The organism is Actinoplanes octamycinicus, assembly GCF_014205225.1.
In the GTDB taxonomy this organism is placed as follows: Bacteria; Actinomycetota; Actinomycetes; order Mycobacteriales; family Micromonosporaceae; genus Actinoplanes; species Actinoplanes octamycinicus.
This window is the reverse complement of record NZ_JACHNB010000001.1, coordinates 3,766,815-3,785,569: the sequence shown is the minus strand read 5'-3', so window position 1 is coordinate 3,785,569 and position 18,755 is coordinate 3,766,815. Positions and strand designations below refer to the sequence as shown.

The following is an 18,755-nucleotide window of genomic DNA, read 5'->3' as shown; positions in this document are numbered from 1 at the left end:
TCCCGCAGAACGGACGCCGCAAGGTCCCTCCCGCGGGTGACCCCACCGGCAGCGACGCAGATCACCCTCGCCCAGCGAGACATCCAGCCTATCGACCTGCCCACGGCCCCGCGGTCCGCTCATGACCGGGCCGCCGGCACGCGCGAGGTCCGCCCGCTCTCTCAACCCCTCTTCCGGTACGCCCGGAGCCCGCGTGGCCGGCGGATCACCGACGCGCCGAGCCGGCCGGCGACGTCCGAACCGGCCGGGCGGGACAACGACCCGGTGACCTCGGTCCGGTCAGCCGGTCGCGGCGTCGCGAGCCCGGTCACCAGCCGCGGTCGCGCCACTCCGCCAGGTGCGGGCGCTCGGCGCCGAGGGTCGAGTCCTTGCCGTGGCCCGGGTAGAACCAGGTGTCGTCCGGGAAGCGGTCGAAGAGTTTGCGCTCCACGTCGTTGATCAGGGAGTCGAAGTGCTCCTTGACGCCCCGGGTGTTGCCCACCCCGCCCGGGAAGAGGCTGTCGCCGGTGAACAGGTGTGCCCGGCCGCCGTCCGGCTCCCGGTACGCCAGCACGATCGACCCGGGCGTGTGACCCACCACGTGGATCACCTCCAGGGTGTGCCCGCCGACGGTGACCGTGTCGCCGTCCCGCAGGGTGCGGGTGACCACCGGCAGCTCGCCGGCGTCCGCCTCGTGCGCCAGCGACGCCGCCCCGGTCGCCTCGACCACCTCGGCCAGCGCGAACCAGTGGTCCCGGTGCCGGTGCGTGGTCACCACCGTGGCCAGCCCGCCGTCGCCGATGAGTTTCAGCAGCTCGGGGGCGTCGTTGGCGGCGTCGATCAGCAGCTGCTCGGGGCCGGCGGTCAACAGGTACGCGTTGTTGTCCATCGGGCCGACCGACACCTTGGTCAGGGTCAGCCCGCCGCCCAGGTCCCGGGTGCCGGGGGCCTCGCCGGTGTACTCCGTGGTCATCGCAGCCTCACTTCCACCGCACGGGCTGGGGCAGCTCGCCGTCCGGCGAGACGGTCAGGTCGGCGCCGTCGGCCCGGCCGGCCAGCCAGGCCGCGAGCGAGCGGGTCGGGCCGCCGATCGCCGGGCCGTCCGCCGAGCCGATCACGAGCGGGTGCTCCACCCCGGCCGGGTGCAGCACCATGGCCGGCGCCGAGGCCGGCAGGTCACCGGCGATCTCCCGGAGCAACCGCAGCGCGAACGCGTCGGTCCAGTCCACCGGGGTGTAGCCGCGGCCCAGGTCGACGTGGTGCACCTCGACCTCGCGCAGCCGGGCCCACGGCACCACGGCCGCGGACGGGACCATCGCCGGGTACGTGAACGTCCACGCCGTGGCCGGCATCGCCGCGGCCGCGTCGGCGAACCGCTCGTGCGCGGCCCGCAGGTCGGCGATCTGCTCGTCGAGGGGTCGCCCGGCGCCGGCCTCGATCGCCGCGTCACGGGCCTCGCGGGACGCGTAGGCCGGCGTCTCCACCCCGGTCCGTGCCCAGGTGAGCAGGTTGGTCAGGGCGTCCGCGTTGCGCGCCAGATGGGTCAGCACGTGGCCGACGGTCCAGCCGGGCAGTGCGGACGGCTCGCCGACCACCCCGTCGTCGAAGCCCTCGACGGCCCGCAGCAGCGTCTCGGTGGCCTGCTCCACGTCGGTCATCAGGACCAGCGGGTCGATAGTCACAGCAATGACACTAGCGCCCGGGCCGTTGTCCACAGGCCAGGGGAATTCACTTTCGCGGTGCTGACCCGGACCGTACGGTCGATCCCGAGACGCGCCGCCAGATCGAACCCGCGGAGGAGGTGAGGCACGTGCTGTTCGTCGTTCTCGCGTCCCTTCACCCGGGGGCCTTCGCCCCTACTCGACCGTAAAGGGTTCCCATGTCGTCGTTCGACCTGTCCCAGCTCGGCTGGGACGAGTTCTTCGCATCCTCGTTCCGTCCCTGTGACCGCCCCGACACCGTCCCCGGCCGGGTGCTCCGCGCCGACCGCGGGATCAGCACCGTCCTCACCGCGACCGGCGTCACCCGCGCCAGCCTGGGCGGCAGCGCGCTGCTCGAGGCGGCCCGCGACCCGGCCCTGCTGCCCTGTGCCGGCGACTGGGTGGTGCTGCGCACCTGGCCCGACCGCCGGGTCACCCTCGAGCTGGTGCTCCGCCGGCGCACCACACTGATCCGCCGCACCGCCGGCAAGGACGCCTCCGGCCAGGTGCTCGCCGCCAACATGGACACCGTCGCGGTGGTCGAGCCGATCTTCCCCGAGCCCAGCGACGCCCGGGTGGAGCGCCTGCTCGCCCTGGCCTGGGAGTCCGGCGCCGAGCCGCTGCTGGTGCTGACCAAGAGCGACACCACCCGGACGCCGGAGGCGGTGGCCCGGCAGCTCGCCGAGCTGGCCCCGGGCGTCCCGGTCGTCCCGGTCAGCGTGCACCACGGCTGCGGCCTCGACCGGCTCCGCGAGTTCGTCACCCCGGGCCGCACCCTGGCCCTGCTCGGCCGGTCCGGCGCCGGCAAGTCGACGCTGGCCAACGCCCTGGCCGGCACGCCGGTCATGCCGGTGCAGGCGATCCGCGACGCGGACGGCAAAGGCCGGCACACCACGGCGTACCGGAATCTGATCACCATCCCGGGTGGCGGCTGCGTCGTGGACACCCCGGGCATCCGGGGTGTCGGCCTGCTGGACACCGGGTCCGGGCTGGACCGGGCGTTCGCCGACGTCGCCGAGCTGGCCGGGCGGTGCCGGTTCGACGACTGCGGGCACGACGCCGAGCCGGGGTGCGCGGTGCAGGCCGCGCTCGCCGACGGCTCGCTGCCGCCGCGCCGGCTGGCCAGCTGGCGCAAGCTGCACCGGGAGGTGGCGGTGGAGAGCCGGCGCCGCTCGGTCCGTCTGGCGACGGCCCCCCGCCGGCGTCATCACTGAGCACGGGAGGACCGGCGGCGCACGGCCGCTGCCGGTCCTTTCCCGACCCGCTTTCCGGTACGACCGCGGCGCCCGGGCCACGCGCCGCACGGGACGCCGCGTCATCGCGGGCGGCTGCTCCGGTCGTACCGTCACGCGGGTGTGTGAACCGGCAAGCGGCCGGTCAGCGCACCTCACACCGTGGGGGGCCGCCTGCCCGGGTTGCTCCGGAGAGCCCAGGTGGCTCTGGCAGAATCCGGACGGTGCGTGCGGCGGAGGAGATGCTCGAGCAGCGGGACGGGGCGGTCGCCACCGAGGCCCGGACCGGGTTCACCGGGTGGCGGCGGACCGATCTCTGGGCGCTGCTGGGCTTCCTGGCCCTCGCCGTGCTGGTGATGATCCGGCTGTGGATCGACCCGAACGGGCGGGTGCTCGACGGGAACGACGACGACCACGGGATCTTCCTGTTCATGCTGGCGCACGGCGAGCGGGTGGTCTTCGACGGGGCGCCGCCGTTCTTCGAGGACCATCTGAACGCGCCGGTCGGCGTCAACATGATGGCGAACACCGCGATCCTCGCGTTGAGCCTGCCGCTCGCCCCGGTCACCCACTTCCTCGGCGGCGGCGTCACGGTCGCGATCATCCTGACCTTCGGGCTGGCCGGCACCGCGGCGGCCTGGTACTGGTTGTTCGCCCGGCACCTGGTGCGCAGCCGGCGGGCCGCGCTGGTCGGCGCGCTGTGGTGCGGCTTCGGGCCGACGATGATCTCGCACGCCAACGGCCATCTGAACTTCGTCAACCAGTACCTGGTGCCGTTCATCGTCTGGCAGGTGCTGCGGCTGCGCGAGCCGGGCCGGGCGGTGCGTGGCGGGATCACCCTGGGCCTGCTGATCCTGCTGCAGATCTTCATCAACGAGGAGACGCTGCTCTTCACCGCGCTCACCCTGGGCGTCTTCGTGCTGTCCTACGCGATCATGCGGCCGGCCGAGGTGCGGGCGGTGGCGCGGCGGTTCCTGGCCGGGCTCGGGGTGGCCGCCGGGGTTTCGCTGGCGCTGGCCGGCTATCCGCTGTGGTACCAGTTCTTCGCCCCGGGCAACTACCACGGGCAGCCGTTCGCGCCGACCGACTTCGTCACCGACCTGCTGGCGCTGGGCGCCTACCCGCGGCAGTCGGTGGCCGGGATCGAGGCGGTGACCCAGCGGCTGAGCGTGAGCGCCACCGAGGACAACACGTTCTTCGGCCCGGTCGGCCTGCTCATGATCGTGGTGGCGCTGCGGATGCTCTGGCAGAACGCGGCGGCCCGGTCCGCGGCGATCGCCGGGCTGGTCCTGCTGCTCGCCTCGATGGGCCCGCGCCTGCAGATCGGCGGCGTCAAGACCGCGATCCCGCTGCCGTTCGGCCTGATCAGCCACATCCCGGTGATTGACCTGGTGAGCGTCACCCGGTTCGCCATGGTGCCGGCCATCATCGCCGGGATCCTGCTGGCGCTGGCCGCCGACCGGATCGACGGCTCCTCGCCGGTGCGCCGCCGCCGGTTCTGGATCGGCATGACGCTGGCGCTGGTCCCGCTCTTCCCCAAGCCGGTCCCGACGATCCAGGGCGATCCGCTGCCCGAGTTCCTCACCGCCGGCATCTGGAAGCAGTACGTGCCGGAGGGCCGGACCCTGGTCCCGGTGCCGCTGCCCGAGGTGACCACCGGGCGCACCGCGCAGCGCTGGGCCACCCTGCAGAACCTGGACTTCGCCGTCCCGCGCGGCTACTTCATGGGCCCGGCCGACCCGCCGGACAACCACACCGGTTCCTGGCGCGCCCCGGCCCGGCCGACGTCCGAGCTGCTCACCATGGTCCAGGCGACCGGCCTGCGCCCGGTGATCAGCGATGCCGAGCGGGAGCGGATCCGCGCCGACCTGGTGTACTGGCGGGCCGCCGTGGTGGTGCTGATCCCGCGGGCACAGAACGCGGCGGCGCTGCGCGCCACGCTGACCGACGCGCTGGGCAAGCCACAGCTGATCGGCGGCGTGGAGATCTGGGACGTGCGCTCCCTGGTGGGGACCGGGTAACCACACCCGCGGCCGGGAGAGCGAGGTGCGCGCGAGTGGTAGACGTAGTAGGCGCCGGATCCGGGCGATTGGCGCGTCCGGATCCGGCGCCTCGTCGGTGGTGCCCGGTCAGCCGCGGCCCTGCTGGGCGTTCGGGTTCACGTGGACGCCGGCGGCGAACTCGACGATCTGGTCGCGGGACCAGCCGATGCCGTCCCACACCTGGATCTCCAGGTTGATGCCGTTCGGCTGCTTGATGAAGAGGGTGATCCCGTCACCGGTGCCGGGCCGCTTGACGAAGTAGCCGGTCTTGTCGCCGACCGTGACCTTCTCCGGCTTGCCGGGCATCTTGCCGTGCTCGTCGACCGACTGCAGCATCACGGCGACCTTGCCGACGAAGCTGTTGGCGTCGGTGTCGGCCACGTCGCCCTGCGGCACCGCGCTGTTGCGCGGCTTGGCGCCGACCGGGGCCAGGGTCATGAAGCCCTCGGTGACGCCCTGCACCTCCCAGCCGGCCGGGACCTTGTCGACCGAGAAGCCGGCGGGCTGCTTGCCGGTGTAGGAGACCAGCTCGAACGAGGCCTTCCCGGCGGCGGCGGTGGTCGCGGCGACCGTGGCGCCGGCCTGCGGCGCGCTGCCGGCCGGCCCGGTCCCGGAGGTCAGGCCGACGGCCGCGGCGGCGACCGCGACCACGAGGGCGGAGCCGGTGGCCGACTGCAGGACCCGGCGGCGGCGCAGGGCGGCGCGGCCGCGGGCCAGGTCGGCGTCGGCCTGGACGGTGGTGGGTTCGCCCGGCGACCCGGCAAGGTCGGCGAGCTGGTCACGCAAAGTGGTCATGGCTATGCCTTTTCAGCGGTAGGCGGATGTCAGCGATGGACCGATGACGTCCCGGAGCCGGTCCAGCGCCCGGGCCGTCTGGCTCTTCACCGTGCCCTCGGAGCAGCCGAGGGCGTCGGCGGTGTCAGCGACGTCGAGGTCGTAGAAGTAGCGGAAGACCAGCGCCGCCCGCATGCGTGGGGGAAGTTGCCGCAGGGCCGCGCGCAATCCGTCGGCCACCTCCCCGGTGATTCCCGGTTCCGCCGCGGGAAGGTCCGGCACGTCTGCCATCGTCTCCTCCCGCCGGCGCCACCAGCGCCGCCGCTCGTCGGTCAACGCGTTGACCATCACCCGGCGTAGATAGCCGTCCGGATTGTCCGCCCGCTGGAACGCCGGCCAGGCCACGTAGAGCTTGGTCAGAACCGACTGGACCAGGTCTTCCGCCAGATGGGCGTCGCCCGCCGTGAGCAGAGTGGCAGTGCGCACCAGGCTGGATCTCCGGGACACCACGAAGCGGTGGAACTGCTCGTCGCGCTCGCTTCTCACGAGTCCTCCTTCGCTGTCACACCTCCCTGACGTGTCCCAGCCGTCCCAGGTTGCACGACGGTGGCTTCGCCCTGTGACACGGGTCTCCCCGGCCCGCCCGGGTGATCACCTGGCCCGGCGGATTCCGGTCACCGGCGGCTTTCCCACGTAGGCTGGCGGGAGACCGGAGATGACGTGGAGGCCGCCTGGTGAACCTGCGACATGATCCGTCCCGATGGGGTTTCCCGGTGCAGCCGCCCCAGCCGCCGGAGACCGGCCCGGCGTTCCCCGGCTGGCTCGAGGAGCGGCTCTTCGACCAGCGGATCGTGATGATCCGTGGCCAGCTGACCAGCGACGTGGCGACCGGCATCTCGGCCGCGCTGCTCACCCTGGACGCGGCCGGTCAGGCCCCGATCCAGCTGCACGTGGCCTGCCCGGGCGGCGAGCTGAGCGCCGCGCTCGCCGTGGTCGACGTGATCGACGCCCTGGTGTCGCCGGTGCACGTGCTGGTCACCGCGGAGGCGGGCGGGGCGGCGCTGGCCGTGCTGGCCGCCGCCGACCGCCGCGCCGGTTACCGGCACGCCCGGTTCAAGCTGGCCGAGCCCCGGGCGGCCGGGGTGAACGGGACCGCCGACGAGGTGGCGGCCGCGGCCGGCCAGCACCTGCGGGAGCTGGAGGAGGTCGTGGTCCGGCTGGCCGAGGTGACCGGGAAGCCGCGCAGCCGGGTCGAGGACGACCTGTCCGTGGGGCGGAGCCTGAACGCGACGGAGGCCCTGGAGTACGGGCTGCTGGACGAGGTGATCTCGCCGAAGGCCCGCTGACGGCGGGTGCGCTCACGGCGTACCGGAAACGTCGCGGTCTGCTGACCAGCGGATCGGAAGCCCGCGGCGGCGAACGACCCGAATCGAGAAACGGCCGGACAGAAGAACGGCCCCGGACCGAGGTCCGGGGCCGTTCTCAGATCCTGATGATCAGGAGGCGACCTTGACGCCCATCGAACGCGCGGTGCCGCTCACGATCTGAATCGCGGCGTCCATGTCGTTCGCGTTGAGGTCGGGGAGCTTGCGCTCGGCGATCTCCTTGACCTGCTGCGCGCTGAGCGTGCCGACGGTCTGGGTCAGCGGGTTCGACGCGCCCGACTGGATCCCCAGAGCCTTGCGGATCAGGAAGCTCGTCGGCGGGGTCTTGTAGGCCAGCGTGTGGCTACGGTCCTCGTAGACCGACACGATGACCGGGATGATCTCGCCCCGGTTCTTCGCGGTGGCCTCGTCGTACTCGACCTTGACGGCACGCATGTTGGCACCGGTCGGACCGAGCATCTTACCGAGGTCGACCATCGCGGCGTTACCCGCCTCAAGCGCGAGGGTTACCTCATGGGTCTTCTTCTTGGGAGGCATCGGGTAAGGCTCCTTAGGGTGAGCTGCGGGCCGAGAAAAAACGCAGCTCGCCAGCATCAACGACACACGACAACCCCGAGACCTTACTACCGCTGTGACGAGAGGGTCAAAACGGCTGGGTAAGCGGGGTCTCGGGTCCGCTGACCAGTGTAGCTCGCGGTCCCGGCAGCCCCGGGACCACCCCGGATCAGTAGTTGTCGCAGAAGCAGGAGCGCATGTTCGCCCGCACGACGTGGACGTACTTCGGGTTGGAGAGCCGCTTGCCGTCCAGGTACGCCTCCTCGGTGGTGCCGTAGCCCATGTTGTAGCCGTCGATCACCAGGTTCAGCAGGCACGGCGAGGCGTCGGTCTTGCACTTCGAAGTGCTCAGGTCGTAGTTCTTCTTGAAGTACTTCTCGCCGAAGTACTTGGTCAGCCAGGCCAGCTGGTTGGCCCCGATGACCGCGTTCTGCTTGTAGTCCTTGTAGTCGTAGGACTGCTCGAAGCGCTGGTTGATGAACGCCTCGGTGTCCGGCATGACCTGCATCAGGCCGTAACCGCCGTCACAGTTCTCGATCGCCGACTGCCAGCCGCTCTCGTGCCAGGCGACCGAGCGGATCAGGTCGGCCGGCACCTTCAGGGTGGGCGCCGAGCCGGGCCAGTAGGTCTTGGTGGCCGCCGCGTTCAGGGCCGCCTTCGCCTTGGCCTTCGAGACGTTCTTCACGCTCGGCGCCTTGGTGCAGGACGCCGCCTGGAAGTTGTTCACCGGACCGGTCGGCTCCGGCGACGACGTGGTCTTCTTCGGCTTGGCGCTGGTCTTCGACGGCTTCGGCGTGGGCACCTCGGTCGGCTCCTCCGGCTCCGGGGTGGGTGACTCCTCCGGGACCGGCGACTCGGAGGTCACCGCCACCGTCGGCGCCGAGCCGGACGCCTTGTCGTCGTCCCCGCCACCGAAACCGCAGCCGGCGGCGATCACCAGCACCGCCGCCGCGGCCAACAACCGCACCTTCATCGACGAAGTCCTCCCCCGTAGAGACATCGAAGAAGAACGCTAACAACTGAAGATCACGGCGTGGTGACCGGCAAACCGCCCAAAGGATGCCAAGGTTCCGGACTTGACCCCGTGTCACGAACGGCAACCTGAACCGGGGACAATGGGGTTATGCAGACCCGCACCGACCTCCGTAATGTCGCCATCATCGCTCACGTCGACCATGGCAAAACCACCCTGGTCGACGCCATGCTCCGACAGGGCGGTCAGTCCCACGCACGTGGAGAGATGGCCGAGCGCGCCATGGACTCCATGGACCTGGAGCGGGAAAAGGGCATCACCATTCTCGCCAAGAACACCGCGATCAGCTACCAGCCGGCCGAGGGCGCGCCGGTCGTCATCAACATCATCGACACCCCGGGGCACGCCGACTTCGGCGGCGAGGTGGAGCGCGGCCTGACCATGGTCGACGGCGTGGTGCTGCTGGTCGACGCGTCCGAGGGTCCGCTGCCGCAGACCCGCTTCGTGCTCCGCAAGGCGCTGCAGGCCAAGCTGCCGATCATCCTGGTGATCAACAAGGTGGACCGGCCGGACGCCCGGATCAAGGAGGTCGTGGACGACACGTACGCGCTCTTCTTCGACCTGGACGCCGACGAGGACCAGATCGAGTTCCCGATCATCTACGCCTGCGCGCGGGACGGCATCGCCTCGCTGAACCAGCCGGCCGACGGCGCCGTCCCGGAGGACAGCGCCGACCTGGAGCCGCTGTTCTCGACGATTCTGAACACCATCCCGGCCCCGACCTACACCGAGGGCGCGCCGCTGCAGGCGCACGTGGTCAACCTGGACGCCTCCCCGTTCCTCGGCCGGCTCGCGCTGTGCCGGGTGCACGAGGGCACCATCCGCAAGGGCCAGACCGTGGCCTGGTGCAAGACCGACGGCACGATCAGCAACGTGCGGATCTCCGAGCTGCTCATCACCGAGGGCCTGGAGCGCAAGCCCGCCGAGAGCGCCGGCCCGGGCGACATCATGGCCGTCGCCGGCATCCCGGAGATCATGATCGGCGAGACGCTGGCCGACGCGGAGAACCCGATCCCGCTGCCGCTGATCACGGTTGACGAGCCGGCCATCTCGATGGTCATCGGCACCAACACCTCGCCGCTGGTCGGCAAGGTCAAGGGCGCCAAGGTCACCGCGCGCATGGTCAAGGACCGGCTGGACAAGGAGCTGATCGGCAACGTCTCGCTCCGCGTCCTGCCGACCGAGCGCCCGGACGCCTGGGAGGTGCAGGGCCGTGGCGAGCTGGCCCTGGCGATCCTGGTCGAGCAGATGCGCCGGGAGAACTACGAGCTGACCGTCGGCAAGCCGCAGGTGGTCACCAAGGTGATCGACGGCAAGGTGCACGAGCCGGTCGAGCGCCTGACCATCGACGCCCCGGACGAGTACATGGGCGCCATCACCTCGCTGCTGGCCACCCGCAAGGGCCGGATGGAGCAGCTGACCAACCACGGCACCGGCTGGCTCCGGATGGAGTGGCTGGTCCCGGCGCGCGGCCTGATCGGCTTCCGCACCGAGTTCCTCACCGAGACCCGCGGCACCGGCATCATGCACCACCTCTACGAGGCGCACGAGCCGTGGTTCGGCGACCTCCGCACCCGGCAGAACGGGTCCCTGGTGGCCGACCGGTCCGGCGCGGTCACCCCGTTCGCGATGATCAACATCCAGGAGCGCGGCCAGCTCTTCGTCGAGCCGACCACCGAGGTCTACGAGGGCATGATCGTGGGTGAGAACTCCCGTGAGGACGACATGGACGTCAACATCACCAAGGAGAAGAAGCTCACCAACATGCGCGCCGCGAGCGCGGACAACACCGAGAAGGTGATCCCGCCGCGCAAGCTCTCCCTGGAGCAGTCCCTGGAGTTCTGCCGCGAGGACGAGTGCGTCGAGGTCACCCCGTCCGCGATCCGCATCCGCAAGGTCGTCCTCGACCAGACCGCCCGCGGCCGCGCCGCCGCCCGCCGCAAGCACCAGCAGTGACCCGGGGCCGGCGCACCCGGCCACCCCGCTTCCCGAGACGCCCCCGCCCTGCCGGCGGGGGCGTTTCGCTGTCCACCCGCTCGGGGCCGCTCCACCGCTCGGCGGGACCGGTGACAGCGAAGAGCCCGGGCAACAACGGTTGCCCGGGCTCGGTGCTCACCTCGTACCGAAAAGCTCAGTGACCGGTGGTGACTAGCTCCCTTTTCCGGTCCCGGGCCGATTTGGCCAGGCTGGCGGCGGTGGCGACGGCGAGCGTGCCGAGGATCACCAGCAGGGAGAGCCAGATCGGGATCTCCGGGGCCCAGTGCAGGCCGTGGCCGCCGTTGATGAACGGCAGGCTGTTGGTGTGCAGGGCCTCGAGGAAGAGTTTGACGCCGATGAAGGCGAGCACCACGGCGAGGCCGACGTTCAGGTAGACCAGGCGCTCCAGCAGGCCGCCGAGCAGGAAGAAGAGCTGACGCAGGCCCATCAGCGCGAAAACGTTCGCGGTGAAGACCAGGTAGGGCTCCTTGGTGATCCCGAAGATCGCCGGGATCGAGTCGAGCGCGAAGATCAGGTCGGTGGTGCCGATCGCGATCATCACGATCAGCATCGGGGTGAAGAGGCGCTTGCCGGCCGAGGTGACCACCCGGAACTGCCCGTCGCCGAACGACGAGGAGAGCGGCAGCGCTCGTTTCGCCCAGCGGATCAGCACGTTCTCCTTGAAGTCCTCCTCGTCGTTCTCGCCGCCCTTCACCAGCGTCACGGCCGTGTAGACCAGGAACGCGCCGAAGATGTAGAACACCCAGGAGAACTGCGAGATCAGCGCCGCGCCGGCGGCGATGAACGCGCCCCGCATGACCAGCGCGAGCACGATGCCGATCAGCAACACCTTCTGCTGGAATCGGCGGGGCACCGCGAACCGGCCCATGATGATCACGAAGACGAACAGGTTGTCGACGCTCAGCGAGTACTCGGTGAGCCAGCCGGTGTAGAACTCACCGGCCGCCCGGCCACCGGCGACCACCCACACCCCGGCGCCGAAGAGCAGCGCGAGCGCGACATAGAAGGCCACCCAGCCGCTGGCCTCTTTCATCGTGGGCTCGTGCGGCCGGCGCCCGATGATCAACAGATCCACGGCGAGCACGGCCACCAACGCCACCAACGTGGCGATCCACACCCAGGCTGAAACGTTCAATGCGAACCTCCGGCAGACACGAGTCGCCGCTGTGCCCTCGTCGAGAAATCCTTTTCCGGAACAATCACGAAGGGCCCAGCGACGTGCGACTGTCGGAGGTCTCTTCCGCCGCGAAGCTTCGTCGCGACCCCCGGCCCCGGGTCGCCCGCTGGTCACCCAGGCGAACGTTCCGTGTTGACGAGACCGGGGCGGGGGAATACTCCCCTCCCACACAACCATTGTTGCGCATCCCCACCCCGATCGACACACCGGGAGCCGAAGAGTGGCTGGACTCGCTGTCCAAACCACCCAGCAAGGCAATTTCCCGTACGTAACCCGCGCGCTGCCCGGCCGCAGCCTCGCCGGAGCCCGGCCGCGTCCCGGTCACAACGCTCCCACCAGGCACTTCTCCCTCTCCGGCACCGCCTGGCCGAGACCTCTCCGCCACCCGGTCAACGATCTCCACGCCGCGGATCCACTCCTGAGTTGCAACGACCGACCGGCCCTTTCACCCGTTTCAGCCGTTGTTCACGGCCGTCGCGGCCCTGCCGTCCGCCACTTCCCCGTCGCCGCCGCGCTCACCGCGGGCCCGCCGCTCGCCTCGGCCCCCGCCACGGCCGCTGCCGCCGCCACCCTTATCCGCCGCCACCCTTATCCGCCGGCCCGCCGGCCCGCCTGCCACGGCCGCTGCCGCGCTCACTCGCCGCCCGCCACCTGCCACGGCCGCCGCCGCGCTCACTCGCCGGCCCGCCACCTGCCTCGGCTGCTGCCACGCCCGTGTCGCCGCTTGCCACCTGCGGGCCGATCCTCACCGGCGCCGATCTCTCACCACCGCTTTCGCGCAGTTCAGGAGCGGTCATGATCATTCCGGGCCGCCTAGTAAGGTCGCCATCTGGTGCGTATGGGACGCTTGCGGGCATGATCCTCGAAGTTATGCTTATCGACGTCCTCCCCGGCCGGGAGGCGGACTTCGTCGCCGCCTACCGACTCGGGCGCTCGCTGATCGCGGGCGCCGACGGCTGCCACGGGCTGGGACTGAAGCATCGCGTCGAGTCGTCCACGCGCTTCCTGCTCCTGGTCGAATGGGACTCGATGGAGGCCCAGGAGCAGCATTTCCGCCGCACCGAACGCTTCGCCCAGTGGCGCGCCCTGATCTCCGCCACCCTGGCCCAGCCCCCGGTCTCCGAGTTCTTCACCGGCCTGCCCTCCTTGGCCGGCCAGCCGGATCCCGACCACGACTTCTTCGCCGGCTGAGCCATAGCCCGCCCTCTTCCCCGGCCGCCCCAAGCCCCTAGACGTCCTCCCGGCCGCCCAAGTCCCCGGCTGCCCAAACTCCTCGACGTCCTGCCGGCCCCGCCCTCCTGCCGGCCCCCGCCATCCGGCTTCCTCCCGGCCGCCCTCCCAGCCCCGATCTCCTCCCGGTCGACCCAAGCCGGAGATAGGTCGAGGTCCCGGGCGAGCGGCCAGCGCCCGACGAAGACAGTCCGCCTCGGCAGCGTCCGCCGACGACAGCCCGGACCGGCCAGCGCCCGCCGACCACAGCCCGGACCGGCCCGCGCCCGACGAAGATGATCCGGACCGCCCAGCAGCCACTGATGACAGCCCGGACCGGCCAGCGCCCGACGAAGAATGATCCGGACCGCCCAGCAGCCACTGATGACAGCCGGGAGGGGGTCAGCGCCGACGACGACGGGTCCGGGCCGGTCAGCGGCCGTCGAAGACGGTGCGGGCCGCTTCCACCTCGGGCATGTGCCGCTGACCCCAGTCGCGGATCGCGGCCAGCGGCTCCATCAGGGAGTTCCCGAGATCGGTGAGCCGATAGGCGACCCCGGGCGGCGAACCGGGCAGCTCATCCCGAGCCACCAACCCGTCCCGCTCCAGGCTGCGCAGCGTCTGGGTGAGCATCTTCTCGCTGATCCCGTCAGCCACCGCCCGTAGCTGACCGAACCGCCGCGGCCCGCCCGCCAGCGCCTCCACCAGCACGATCGTCCACCGGTCCGCCAGCCGCGCCAGCGTCTGCCGGGTCGGGCAGGTGGTCGGGCAGTTCCGGCCGGCCCCGACCGGAAGCAGCGTGCCAGGACGCGGTCTCCTCGCCATCCCGCCACGCTAGCGCGACCGCCCCCACGCACTTGCAAGTGCGCTCTCGCCAAGCCCACACGCCCACAACCGCGCGCTCGCCTCAGCCCGGCACTGACCAGCGGACACGCCACCACCGCGCGCGGCTCGTGCCGGGCACACCAGCGCCCGCACTCCCCCGCACACCCGCCGCCGCCGGCCCGCACTTGCAAGTGCGTTCTTGCCGCTCACACCACGGACCGACAACGGTGGTGACATGCGGCTCGGACAGACGACCATCTCTTTCGTTCCGGACAGGACGATCAGCGGCCAGCCCGGCGACTTCTTCCCGGACTCCGACTGGACAGCGCACACCCACCTGCTGAACGACGCCGGCGAAGCGGTCGCCAACGTCGGCTCGTTCCTGATCCACTCATCGGCCGGGGTGATCCTCGTCGATCTCGGCCTGGGCCCCGGCGGCGCGCTCCTCGACAACCTGGCGGCCGAGGGCGTCACGCCCGCGGACGTCGACCTGGTCATCCTCACCCACCTGCACCGTGACCACGTCGGCTGGGCCGGCGCCTTTCCCCGTGCCCGCTACCTGGTCGACCGCACCGAGTGGGAGTACTGGTCCGCGCACCCGGGCGGCGTCGGCCCGGACCCGGACCGGGTGCTGCCCGCGCTCGCCCAGCGGCTCGGTCACCTGGACGAGCTGCCCGCCGGGGTCCGGGCGGTGCCGACGCCGGGACACACCCCCGGGCACACCTGCCTGCTGATCACCGACCCGGCCACCGAGGAACGGGTCCTGATCCTCGGGGACCTGCTGCACACCCGCGCCCAGTTCACCGAGCCGCACTGGCGTTTCCGCTCGGACGTCGACCCGGACCGGGCCCGCCATCAACGCGCCGACGTGCTCGCCCACTACCGCGACGGCCGGACCATCCTGGCCGGCGGCCATTTCCACGGCACACCCTTCGGCGAGGAGCCCCGCTGAGATCCGAGCGGGCAGGCGGACCCGAGCGGGGCAGGCAGACCGGAGTGGGCAGATCGACCCGAGCGGGGCAGGCAGACCCGAGCGAGGCAGGCAGACCCGAGCGAGGCAGGCAGACCCGAGCGAGGCAGGCACACCCGCGCCGACAGACCGACCCGAGCGGCCAGGCCGACCCGAGCGGGGCAGGCACACCCGCGCCGGCAGACCGACAAGAGCGGGCAGACCGACCCTCGGCGGTAGGCAACCCGACGCCGGCAGACAGACCGGCCCGCGGGCGAGAGCGATCCCCACCCGCGGGCCGAGCCGACCGGCTTACTTCACCCCCGCCATGTCCATCCCCCGCAACTCCTTCTTCAGCTCGGAGATCTCGTCGCGGATCCGGGCCGCCAGCTCGAACTGCAGCTCCCGCGCCGCGCCCAGCATCTGGTCGTTGAGGTCCTGGATGAGCTGTGCCAGCTCGGCCCGGGCCATCCCCTCGCGGGCCGGCCCCGCCGCCCGGCCCTTGGACCGGGTCTCCGGCACCGGCGCCTTGCCCCGCGACATCTGCCGGCCGGCGCCGCCGACGATCGCCGAGTCGGTGTCCTCGGCCTCGCGGTAGATGTCGTCGAGGATGTCGTGGATCTTCTTCCGCAGCGCCTGCGGCTGGATCCCGTTCGCCTCGTTGTGGGCGATCTGCTTGGCCCGCCGCCGGTCGGTCTCCTCGATCGCGTCCCGCATCGACGGAGTGATCTTGTCGGCGTACATGTGGACCTCGCCGGACACGTTTCGCGCGGCCCGGCCGATGGTCTGGATCAGCGACCGGCCGCTGCGCAGGAACCCTTCCTTGTCCGCGTCCAGGATCGCCACCAGCGACACCTCGGGCAGGTCGAGGCCCTCGCGCAGCAGGTTGATGCCGACCAGGACGTCGTAGTCGCCTTTCCGCAGCTCCTTGAGCAGCTCGACGCGGCGCAGCGTGTCCACCTCGGAGTGCAGGTAGCGGACCCGGATGCCGTTCTCCAGCAGGTAGTCGGTGAGGTCCTCGGCCATCTTCTTGGTCAGCGTGGTGACCAGGACCCGCTCGTCCTTCTCGGTGCGCAGCTGGATCTCGTGCATCAGGTCGTCGATCTGGCCCTTGGTCGGTTTCACCACGACCTGCGGGTCGACCAGGCCGGTCGGCCGGATCACCTGCTCGACGAACTCGCCCTGGGCCTGCTCCATCTCCCAGTTGCCCGGGGTCGCGGAGAGGAAGACCATCTGGCCGACCCGGTCCAGGAACTCGTCGAACCGCAGCGGCCGGTTGTCGGCGGCGCTCGGCAGCCGGAAACCGTGTTCGATCAGGATCCGCTTGCGGGAGGCGTCGCCCTCATACATCCCGCCGATCTGCGGGATCGAGACGTGCGACTCGTCGATCACCGTGATGAAGTCGTCCGGGAAGTAATCGAGCAACGTGTACGCCGGGTCGCCGGGCTGCCGGCCGTCCATGTGCATCGAGTAGTTCTCGATGCCGTTGCAGAAGCCGACCTGGCGCATCATCTCGATGTCGTAGGTGGTCCGCATCCGCAGCCGCTGCGCCTCCAGCAGCTTGCCCTGGCGCTCCAGCTCGGCCAGCCGCTCGGCCAGCTCGGCCTCGATGTCGCGGATCGCCCGCTCCATCCGCTCCGGACCGGCCACATAGTGCGTGGCCGGGAAGATGATCAGCTCGTCGACCTCGCGGACCACCTCGCCGGTGAGCGGGTGCAGATAGTAGAGCTTCTCCACCTCGTCGCCGAACAGCTCGACCCGGACGGCGAGCTCCTCGTAGGCCGGGATGATCTCCAGGGTGTCGCCGCGGACCCGGAACGTGCCGCGCTGGAACGCCACGTCGTTCCGCGTGTACTGGATGTCGACCAGGCGGCGCAGCAGCTTGTCCCGGTCGATCTCGCCGCCGACCTTCACCTGGACGGCGCGCTCGATGTACTCCTGCGGGGTGCCCAGGCCGTAGATCGCGCTGACCGTGGCGACCACGATGGTGTCCCGCCGGGTGAGCAGCGACATGGTGGCCGAGTGGCGCAGCCGCTCGACCTCCTCGTTGACCGACGAGTCCTTCTCGATGTAGGTGTCGGTCTGGGCGATGTACGCCTCGGGCTGGTAGTAGTCGTAGTAACTGACGAAGTACTCGACGGCGTTGTTCGGCAGCAGCTCGCGGAACTCCTTGGCGAGCTGGGCGCAGAGCGTCTTGTTCGGCGCCATCACCAGGGCCGGCCGCTGCAACCGCTCGATCAGCCAGGCGGTGGTCGCGCTCTTGCCGGTGCCGGTGGCGCCGAGCAGCACGGTGTGCCGGTCGCCGGCGCGGACCCGCCGCTCCAGCTCGTCGATCGCCGCGGGCTGGTCACCGGCCGGCTGGTAGTCGCTGACGACCTCGAACCGGCCGTCGAGTCGTGGGATGTCGAGCGCCATGCCCACCACCGTACGTCGGGGGTATGACAAGTTCCGGGACAGCCGTGCCGATGGTGCACAATCGGCCCCGCCGTGCGGCATTGTCGGGTCTTTCCAGCCCCGCCTACCCTGGCGGGGTAGGCCGCTCGCGGCGGCCGACGTGGGCGGTCGGGATCATCCAACGATCCAGCCGTGCCGCACCGCGGTCGATGCGCCCCGGCACCCGGCGAGCGCACCCGCGGGGGTCGCGCGGGAAGCGGGCCGGTCGCCGCGAGCGCCGCTCCACGACCGGCGCCGTGCTCAGGACGCCGGCGGCTGCCACCCGGTGGCCTCGGCCCAGTCGTCCGCGGCCCGCGCCTCCTCGTCGAACCACGGCTCCTTGGCCTCGGCATACCCGGCCCGGTCGGCGAACCGCAGCGCCAGCTCGGCCTTGGCCGCCGCGTAGGCGTCCCGCGCGGCCGGCACCGCGCGCAAGTGATCGCGCATCAGCAGGGCGAACCGCCAGCCCGGCGACCCGGCCACCCGGACGTGCAGGATCACCGGCCGGCCCGGGTCGGCCGAGCCGTGCACCCGCTTCGGCCACGTCTCGCCGGGCAGCCCGCGGGCGTTGTCCGCCCACTCGCCCGACCGGCGCGGGAACCCGGCCGCGGCGAGACCGTCGGCGAGCGCGTCGGCCTGGTCCAGCGTGCGTACCGACAGCATGAGATCGATGATGTCCTTGGCCGGCAGGCCGGGCACCGCGGTCGACCCGATGTGATGCACCTCCACCGGGCCGGCGTGCTGCCGGATCCGGGCGATCAGCCGGTCGGCCGCCTGCGGCCAGGCCGGATCGGGCGGCAGCACGCTCAGCTCGGGCGGTTTGCGGGCGGCGCGGCCCAGCCGCACATTCCGCTCGAAGTCCACCAACCGGTCACGCCACAGCTCGTCCACCCGGGCGTGCAGCGAGGCCAGATCCGCCTCGTTGCGCAGCACCACGTCGGCCGCGGCCCGCCGGGTCGCGTCGTCGGCCTGCGCGCCGATCCGGGCCGCGGCCTCCGCCGCCGACATGCCACGATCGCGGGTCAGCCGCTCGATCCGCAGCTCACGGTCCGCCGCGACGACGATCACCAGGTGGTACGTCGGAGCGAGCCCGGTCTCGACCAGCAACGGAACGTCGTTCACCACGATCGCGTCGGCCGGTGCCGCGCGGATCAGCTCGGCGGTGCGGGCCCGCACCCGGGGATGGATGATCTGCTCCAGCCGGCGGCGGGCGGCCTCGTCACCGAAGACCTCGGCGCCCAGCGCCGGGCGGTCCAGCGCGCCGTCCGGGCCGAGCACGCCGGCGCCGAACGTGGCGACGATCTCGGCGAGCCCCTCGGTGCCCGGCTCGACCACCTCGCGGGCCAGCTTGTCGGCGTCGACGATCACCGCGCCGAGCAGCGCGAGCCGTGTGGCGACCGCACTCTTGCCGGCGCCGATGCCACCCGTGAGACCCACCTTCAGCATGCGAGCAGTATCCCGGCC

16 protein-coding genes are annotated in these 18,755 nt (G+C 71.4%); 6 read left to right on the top strand and 10 right to left on the bottom strand.

The genetic code is table 11. The features are described from left to right. Positions 1 to 307 precede the first annotated feature (307 nt). Both BJY16_RS16955 and BJY16_RS16950 read right to left on the bottom strand, forming a co-directional pair. Positions 308 to 952 carry an MBL fold metallo-hydrolase gene (locus BJY16_RS16955; RefSeq protein ID WP_185040386.1) on the bottom strand — a complete coding sequence of 215 codons (645 nt, stop codon included), beginning with the start codon at positions 950 to 952 and terminating at the stop codon, positions 308 to 310. 7 nt (positions 953 to 959) lie between these two features. After that, positions 960 to 1,661 carry a maleylpyruvate isomerase family mycothiol-dependent enzyme gene (locus BJY16_RS16950; protein ID WP_185040385.1) on the bottom strand — a complete coding sequence of 234 codons (702 nt, stop codon included), beginning with the start codon at positions 1,659 to 1,661 and terminating at the stop codon, positions 960 to 962. Between the two features lie 197 nt (positions 1,662 to 1,858). On the opposite strand from BJY16_RS16950, the gene rsgA reads away from it, so the two are divergent. Both rsgA and BJY16_RS16940 read left to right on the top strand, forming a co-directional pair. Further along, complete coding sequence (gene rsgA, locus BJY16_RS16945; protein WP_185040384.1) at positions 1,859 to 2,893, top strand: ribosome small subunit-dependent GTPase A; 1,035 nt, start codon at positions 1,859 to 1,861, stop codon at positions 2,891 to 2,893. A gap of 242 nt (positions 2,894 to 3,135) precedes the next feature. After that, positions 3,136 to 4,932 (top strand): glycosyltransferase family protein, encoded by a 1,797-nt coding sequence (locus BJY16_RS16940; protein WP_185040383.1) that lies wholly within the window; start codon positions 3,136 to 3,138, stop codon positions 4,930 to 4,932. A 108-nt stretch (positions 4,933 to 5,040) separates the two neighbouring features. Here the strand turns inward: BJY16_RS16940 and BJY16_RS16935 are convergent, their stop codons facing one another. Next, a complete protein-coding gene (locus BJY16_RS16935; protein ID WP_185040382.1) occupies positions 5,041 to 5,748 on the bottom strand; it encodes a hypothetical protein in 708 nt (235 codons plus the stop codon). A 12-nt stretch (positions 5,749 to 5,760) separates the two neighbouring features. Then, positions 5,761 to 6,273, bottom strand: a complete 513-nt coding sequence (locus BJY16_RS16930) for a SigE family RNA polymerase sigma factor (protein WP_185040381.1) — start codon at positions 6,271 to 6,273, stop codon at positions 5,761 to 5,763. A gap of 188 nt (positions 6,274 to 6,461) precedes the next feature. Here BJY16_RS16930 and BJY16_RS16925 point away from each other — a divergent pair, with 188 nt between their 5' ends. After that, the gene (locus BJY16_RS16925; RefSeq protein WP_185040380.1) at positions 6,462 to 7,073 is read left to right on the top strand and encodes an ATP-dependent Clp protease proteolytic subunit; all 612 of its coding nucleotides are present in this window, start codon (positions 6,462 to 6,464) and stop codon (positions 7,071 to 7,073) included. Positions 7,074 to 7,223: 150 nt separating this feature from the next. Here BJY16_RS16925 and BJY16_RS16920 read toward each other — a convergent pair whose 3' ends face one another. Together BJY16_RS16920 and BJY16_RS16915 are read right to left on the bottom strand one after the other, a co-directional pair. After that, positions 7,224 to 7,649 (bottom strand): uL11 family ribosomal protein, encoded by a 426-nt coding sequence (locus tag BJY16_RS16920; RefSeq protein ID WP_185040379.1) that lies wholly within the window; start codon positions 7,647 to 7,649, stop codon positions 7,224 to 7,226. A 187-nt stretch (positions 7,650 to 7,836) separates the two neighbouring features. Then, positions 7,837 to 8,640 carry a transglycosylase SLT domain-containing protein gene (locus tag BJY16_RS16915; RefSeq protein ID WP_239176561.1) on the bottom strand — a complete coding sequence of 268 codons (804 nt, stop codon included), beginning with the start codon at positions 8,638 to 8,640 and terminating at the stop codon, positions 7,837 to 7,839. A gap of 150 nt (positions 8,641 to 8,790) precedes the next feature. On the opposite strand from BJY16_RS16915, the gene typA reads away from it, so the two are divergent. Continuing rightward, positions 8,791 to 10,656, top strand: coding sequence for a translational GTPase TypA (gene typA / locus BJY16_RS16910; protein ID WP_185040377.1), 1,866 nt, complete (start codon positions 8,791 to 8,793; stop codon positions 10,654 to 10,656). 175 nt (positions 10,657 to 10,831) lie between these two features. Here the strand turns inward: typA and BJY16_RS16905 are convergent, their stop codons facing one another. Continuing rightward, on the bottom strand, positions 10,832 to 11,833 hold the full coding sequence (locus tag BJY16_RS16905; RefSeq protein WP_185040376.1) for a TerC family protein: 1,002 nt from the start codon (positions 11,831 to 11,833) through the stop codon (positions 10,832 to 10,834). Positions 11,834 to 12,730: 897 nt separating this feature from the next. On the opposite strand from BJY16_RS16905, the gene BJY16_RS16900 reads away from it, so the two are divergent. Next, a complete protein-coding gene (locus BJY16_RS16900; RefSeq protein ID WP_185040375.1) occupies positions 12,731 to 13,066 on the top strand; it encodes an antibiotic biosynthesis monooxygenase family protein in 336 nt (111 codons plus the stop codon). Between the two features lie 450 nt (positions 13,067 to 13,516). On the opposite strand, the gene BJY16_RS16895 is transcribed toward BJY16_RS16900, so the two are convergent. Then, on the bottom strand, positions 13,517 to 13,909 hold the full coding sequence (locus tag BJY16_RS16895) for a winged helix-turn-helix transcriptional regulator (protein WP_185040374.1): 393 nt from the start codon (positions 13,907 to 13,909) through the stop codon (positions 13,517 to 13,519). Between the two features lie 235 nt (positions 13,910 to 14,144). Here BJY16_RS16895 and BJY16_RS16890 point away from each other — a divergent pair, with 235 nt between their 5' ends. Continuing rightward, a complete protein-coding gene (locus tag BJY16_RS16890) occupies positions 14,145 to 14,861 on the top strand; it encodes an MBL fold metallo-hydrolase (protein ID WP_185040373.1) in 717 nt (238 codons plus the stop codon). A gap of 309 nt (positions 14,862 to 15,170) precedes the next feature. Here the strand turns inward: BJY16_RS16890 and uvrB are convergent, their stop codons facing one another. Together uvrB and coaE are read right to left on the bottom strand one after the other, a co-directional pair. Beyond that, positions 15,171 to 17,273 (bottom strand): excinuclease ABC subunit UvrB, encoded by a 2,103-nt coding sequence (uvrB, locus tag BJY16_RS16885; protein ID WP_185040372.1) that lies wholly within the window; start codon positions 17,271 to 17,273, stop codon positions 15,171 to 15,173. Positions 17,274 to 17,552: 279 nt separating this feature from the next. Then, complete coding sequence (gene coaE / locus BJY16_RS16880) at positions 17,553 to 18,737, bottom strand: dephospho-CoA kinase (RefSeq protein WP_185040371.1); 1,185 nt, start codon at positions 18,735 to 18,737, stop codon at positions 17,553 to 17,555. Positions 18,738 to 18,755: the final 18 nt, after the last annotated feature.